The sequence below is a fragment of the Desulfurella sp. genome (assembly GCF_023256235.1).
GTDB lineage: Bacteria > Campylobacterota_A > Desulfurellia > Desulfurellales > Desulfurellaceae > Desulfurella.
This window is the reverse complement of sequence record NZ_JAGDWY010000077.1, coordinates 1-5,917: the sequence shown is the minus strand read 5'-3', so window position 1 is coordinate 5,917 and position 5,917 is coordinate 1. Positions and strand designations below refer to the sequence as shown.

Annotated in this window: 4 protein-coding genes and 1 tRNA gene; all 5 read right to left on the bottom strand. The window is 31.6% G+C overall.

Going from position 1 to position 5,917, the window contains the following annotated elements; translation table 11 throughout:
- Positions 1-284: 284 nt before the first annotated feature.
- Positions 285-359: transfer RNA gene (locus Q0C22_RS08430), tRNA-Thr, on the bottom strand.
- A 36-nt stretch (positions 360-395) separates the two neighbouring features.
- Positions 396-1,298, bottom strand: a complete 903-nt coding sequence (locus tag Q0C22_RS08425; RefSeq protein WP_291493724.1) for a DMT family transporter — start codon at positions 1,296-1,298, stop codon at positions 396-398.
- A gap of 43 nt (positions 1,299-1,341) precedes the next feature.
- A complete protein-coding gene (locus tag Q0C22_RS08420; protein WP_287006652.1) occupies positions 1,342-2,223 on the bottom strand; it encodes an RluA family pseudouridine synthase in 882 nt (293 codons plus the stop codon).
- Entirely contained in the window at positions 2,198-4,132 is a 1,935-nt protein-coding gene (locus Q0C22_RS08415) for a penicillin-binding protein 1A (protein WP_291493720.1), read from the bottom strand. The genes Q0C22_RS08420 and Q0C22_RS08415 overlap by 26 nt, the downstream gene beginning before the upstream one ends.
- A partial coding sequence (locus Q0C22_RS08410; RefSeq protein WP_291493718.1) for a tetratricopeptide repeat protein occupies positions 4,129-5,917 on the bottom strand: 1,789 nt, incomplete at its 5' end. The genes Q0C22_RS08410 and Q0C22_RS08415, both read right to left, overlap by 4 nt.

The window sequence follows — 5,917 nt, the reverse complement described above, 5'->3', positions numbered from 1 at the left end:
ATTAACTACTCATCTTAATAATTCTTTTTTTAAAGCATTTTTGTTATTTTTTCTTGACTTTTCTCTAAAACATAACGGACACCTGCTAACAGAAATAACAAAGAAACAAAGATAAATATTAGAGGCTTTAAAGATAAATATAGAAGCATAGTTATAATTGGTGGGGAATTAGGGTATAAGTTAAATAAATTTTAGTCATCTAATTAGTTTATTTACAAAAGATTTTTGATGCCTATATTTTTGCCTGGAAATAGAGTTTAATAGCTTGATAACAGACTTTTTAATGGAGCCAGCGAGAGGATTTGAACCTCCGGCCTACTGATTACGAATCAGTTGCTCTACCCCTGAGCTACGCTGGCGCTTGAAAGCTTTTATAAAGCATAGTGTAAAAATTGTCAATACTTTCTTTTAAAAAGAAGCTTTGGATGTAAAGCACTAACCAAAAAGCCAGCAACAATAATTAAGCAAGCGCCTATTATCTGAAACAAGGTAGGTATTTGTTTTAAAAAAATAGCTCCAAGTAAAATTGCAAATAGTGGATCAAGATAAGCAAATATTGATACAGTAATAACATTTAAATAATTAAAACTATCATACCACAAAAAAAGCGCCAAAGCAGTATGAATAATACCGGTTATTAAAAGTAATCCTAAAATTCGCCCATCAAGTTTAAAATGAATAAAAAATAAAAATGGCACAAGCAAAACAACAGATATTATAATTTGATAGGATGTAAGTTTTATCGCACTATGGTGCATTACAGCCATTTTTGAAAAAAAACCTAAAATTCCAAAACACAAACCACTAAAAAATGCTATTATTAAACCTGAAACTTCATTTAAATGAAAACTTAAACTGTTGTTTGCAAAAATCAAACACATACCGCCAAGAGCCAAAAATACAGATAAACCAATATTAAATGTAAAATTTTCTTTTAAAAATAATATTGCAAGTAAAATTGTAAATATTGGGCCCAGATAGTACAATACTACAGCATTTGCAATACTTGTTAGACTGATTGCCCAGAAAAACAAAATCCAGTTTAAAGCAAGTGCTATGCCAGATAAAAATAATGGAGCAAAGGGTTTGATTCTAAAAAATTCGTCTTTGCCCAGCTTTTTAATTGAGTAAAACAAAACCAAAGGAATAGCAAAAAACACTCTAAAAAATACAAAAATTGGACTTGGCAAATTACACCAGATTGAAAAAATTGGTATTGAACCCCATATAAATGTTGCAAGCAACATTTCAAAAATGCCTTTTTGGCTCTTTGATTTTACAAATGGACCATTTTTCATTTTCTAAATTTAGTCTATCTTTTTTAAAAATGCAAGTATATGATTAACCAATTAATTCTATCATATCTTTTGGAAGTTTTGAATAAAATTTTAAAAACTTATTTGAATTAGGATGGAAAAATCCCAGGTAAAATGCATGAAGCGCATGTCTCTGTATAAGTTTAGATGATTTTGAGTAAACACTATCCCCAACAAGCGGATGATTTAAATACTGCATATGCACACGTATCTGGTGAGTTCTTCCTGTTTCTAATTCGAAGCGTACAATATCCATATCTTTTAGGCGCATAATTACTTTGTAGTGCGTAACTGCAAGTTTTCCCTGTACAACTGCAAACTGTTTGCGTTTTATGGGGTGGCGGCCAATTTGTGTTTTAATTGTTCCAAAACTATCTTTTATGTGACCCTCGCATATGCCTATATAATAGCGTTTTGATATATGCAGAGCAAATTGATTTGCAAGTTTAAAATGCGTGTTGTTGTCTTTTGCCAAAACTATAACACCACTTGTATCTTTGTCTATGCGGTGAACAACACCAGGTCTTAGTGGAGCACCTATATCTGATAACTTTATTCCTCTAAAAAGTAAAGCACCAACCACACTTTTATGTTCGCTTCCAGCACCAGGGTGCACCACAACACCCGCAGGCTTATCTACAACAACTAAAAAATCATCTTCATATAATATTTTAATATCACAATCTGCAATTTTGAGGTTTGGTTTTTCAAACTCAATTGGCTCAAAAGAAATTTTTTCTTCGCCTTTAAGCTTATAATTTTTGCTTACAACCTTGCCATTTACGCATACTTTACCTTTTTCAATCCATTTTTGTATTTGATTTCTTGGTATATCCAAAATTTCTGCCAGATATGAATCAATGCGCTTTTGAGTACCTGTGTTAATAATTTGTTGCGTTTGTGGCATTTGTTAGCGTTTCATTAGTAGAGTTTGTGGCATTTGTAACATTCTGATTTAAATATAGCGCTTGAGCCCATGCAGGTAAATTAGAAGGTGGCTGCCAGTTTTCCACAGGTTTTCCAGCCAATGCATTTTGCATATAATTTAGCCATATAGGCAAAGCCATTGTAGCACCTACTGCAGTGGGTCCGCACGAGCGGTTATCATCATAACCTACCCAAACACCTGTTACTAGTTGTGGCGTAAAACCAATAAACCAGTTATCCCGCGATTCATTTGTTGTACCAGTTTTACCTGCAGCTGGCCTTCCAAGTGCTTGTGCAGCTACACCTGTACCTTCTTTTATTACATCTTGCATCATTTTTACAAGCACATAACCAACATCTTGAGGAAATACATTTTTTAATTCAGGTTTGTCTTCGTAAATTACATTTCCATTTTTATCAACAATTTTTGTTATGAATATTAATTTTGGCAAATACCCCATATTATCAAATGCGCAGTATGCTCTTGTTAGTTGTGCTAAAGTTGTAGAAAATGACCCCAAAGCAATAGTTAAGTTATCTGGTATATGTTCTGTTATACCTAGTTTTCTCGCATTGGCAATAACATTTTCAACGCCTACTTTTGAAAGCAAATTAATAGTAGCTACATTGACAGAATGTGCTAAAGCATATTGTAGTGTAACCTGACCATGAAATGTATGGGAATAGTTTTCTGGTCTCCAAATTTTGTTGCCTGTTTTAAACTCTATAGGCTCATCAGCAATAGTATCTGTGGGTTTCCAACCTTGTTCAAGTGCAGTTAGATAAACTATAGGCTTAAAAGCACTCCCAGGTTGTCTTTTTGCTTGAATTGCTCTATTATACTGGCTAATCTGGTAATCAAACCCACCCACTAAAGCCTTTACATAACCATTTTTTGGATCAATCGAAATCAAAGCAGACTCAAGACCATTGTATTTGCCGCCAGACAACCTTAGTATACCATTTCTTACTGCATTATATGCGTCGCGCTGCATATTCATATCAAGGGTGGTATAAACTTTCAATCCGCCTTTATTTACAACATCTTCCCCATACTTATTTAAAAGCCAAAGTCTTATATATTCTATAAAATAAGCAGCTTTTGGATTGTAGCCATAGCGTGTCATCTCGCTTTGGTGGGCCAAAACAATTTTTGAGTTTACTGCCTCTAAATATTGCTGTTTTGTTATAAAATGGTTTTCAAGCATGTTGTTTAAAACATAAATGGTGCGCTTTGCAGCTAATTCTGGATGGTAATATGGATTGTAGGCATTTGGAGCCTGAACAAGTCCAGCAAGCATAGCTGATTCTGCAATAGTTAAATCACTTGCGTGCTTATCAAAATAAATTTCACTTGCAGATTCTATACCGTATGCGCCATTTCCAAAATATACAGTATTAAGATATAAAGCTAGAATCTCATTTTTTGTTAAATGATTAGCAATTTTATAAGCTAATACCGCTTCTTTCAACTTCCTGTATATGGTTTTTGATGGTGTGAGGTAAAGATTTTTAACAAGCTGTTGGGTAATGGTACTTCCACCTTGTACAATACGCCCATGTATTATATCTTCAACCAAAGCCCTGCCAATAGCCCTAAAACTAATTGGGCCATGTTCGTAAAATCTGGCATCTTCTGCTGCAAGTATAGCTTTTTTCATATTATTGGAAATTTGATCAAAACTTACAACTTGCCTGCGCTGGGCGCCAAAAATAGCTATTTTTTTGCCTGAAGAGTCATAAACGGTAGTAGGTACAGGAAAAAAACTACCGCTCATAAGTGTTTGAAAGTCTTTATTTGTATCAATGTATAATGAAACTACAAAAGAAGTAAAAGCTATAAAAACCAGAAAGAAAATCAAAAAAACAATTAGTAATACTTTTTTCATTTTTTAACCTCTATATCAAAAGATAACAAACCTTTATTAGAGTTGACTTTTTTTGTTAAATCTTGCATACCATTAAGATTTTTATTCATAATTTGAATAATAAGTTTTGCAAACAAAGGATTTATATTGCTATCTTTGGTATTTTTATTTAGAAGTATAGATTTTGTCAGATAATCATCTGCTTGATTTTTATAGCCAAGAAATAAGTAACATAATGCCATTTTATAGTAATCTTGAGCATTATAATCGTTAATATTTGTAAAAGTCCTGATTGCTTTTTCTGGCTTATTTTCAATTAAGTATAAATCAGCCATAATTCTATTCAAATCAGGGTTAAAGTTTCTCAATACTTCAATAATATCTATCATATTAAAATTTTTCATATTTAAGTGTAATTTATCATCTAAATATTTTTTTTCAAGTTTTAAATAATCAAATCTTCCATCCGATATTGCTTTTAACAAAACAAAATCTTCTACACTGATATTTTTTGGTTCTTTAAGCTTATTAACCAAACTTAAAGCATAATCATTGCATACAAGTACGCTTTTTGGTTTGCTACCAAGACTTGATTGCTTTGTAAAAAATTGGTTTAAGTAATTTTTTGCTGTTTGCGTAGAGCCCTGAGTAAAATCTATCAAAGCCATATTAAAATACGGCAGAGGAAAATTGGGGTATCTATTTATTAACACGCTAAACATTTGTTTTGCTTTATCAAAATTATAGTTTTTTTCGTACATTAAAGCTAAATTATAGTACAATATGGGATTTGAGGGATTGCTTTGGTAAGCCTTTTGATAATAATTTAAAGCCTGTTGAAGATTATTTTCTTTAAAATATGCATAAGCTTTGTTTGCCTGATTTAAACTGTAACTCTCACCTATGGCACTAAGATAAGATTCTTTTGCCTCATTCATCAAACCAAAACTTAAATAGATATTACCAAGGTCAATATTTGAAGCAAGATTAGCGCTATAGTGGATAGGATCAATTGATTGCATAATAATCAGTGACTGTAAAGCACAAATAATCCTGCAATCTTTAAAATTAATTTGTTTCAAAAGTTCTTGTTTATCTGGAATTGGCACAATAGAAAAATTATTTAGTGCATTTTGTGTGTTTATATTGGATATAAGGTTGTACGCAGTTTGCATATTATTACTTTTTAAAGCAAGTAAATATGCAAAATAGGCCAGTTTAGGATCTTGTTTTTTATTTAAACTTTCTATTGCATAGTTAAGTGCATTTTCTAAATTGTTTTGTGCAAATTGTAAAAAAGCCATATTACGCTCAGCCACCCTGGAATCACCAACTTTCGAAAAATACTTTATAGCTTTTGGATAGTTATTTTCTTTTGCGTAAATATAGCCTAACATTTCATACAAGAGTTTGTCCTTATGACCTTTTCTTAACATTTGATTAATTTTATCCAACACATTTTTACTTTCTGTATCTTTTTGTGTTAAAAAATCATAGTAAACATCCATTATATCGACTTCGTGACTTTTCACATTGGCATTTTGAAGTTCTTTTAGCAAATTTTTAGCTTCATTTAAATGTTTGTTTTGCATGTAATAGCTAAAAAGGTACATGTATGAGTCTATATACTCATTTGGATTTGAAAAAGTAGAATGAAGGTAGTCATTGGCTTTTTTAATATATTCGTATGCCATTTGCTCGTTTTTTTGCATCTGATAGATTTTTGCAATGTTTATATAAGCTAAAAATAGATAGTTTTTTGATTTTTTAAATTCTTCTATTGCTTGTTTTAAGTTGCCTTTATTT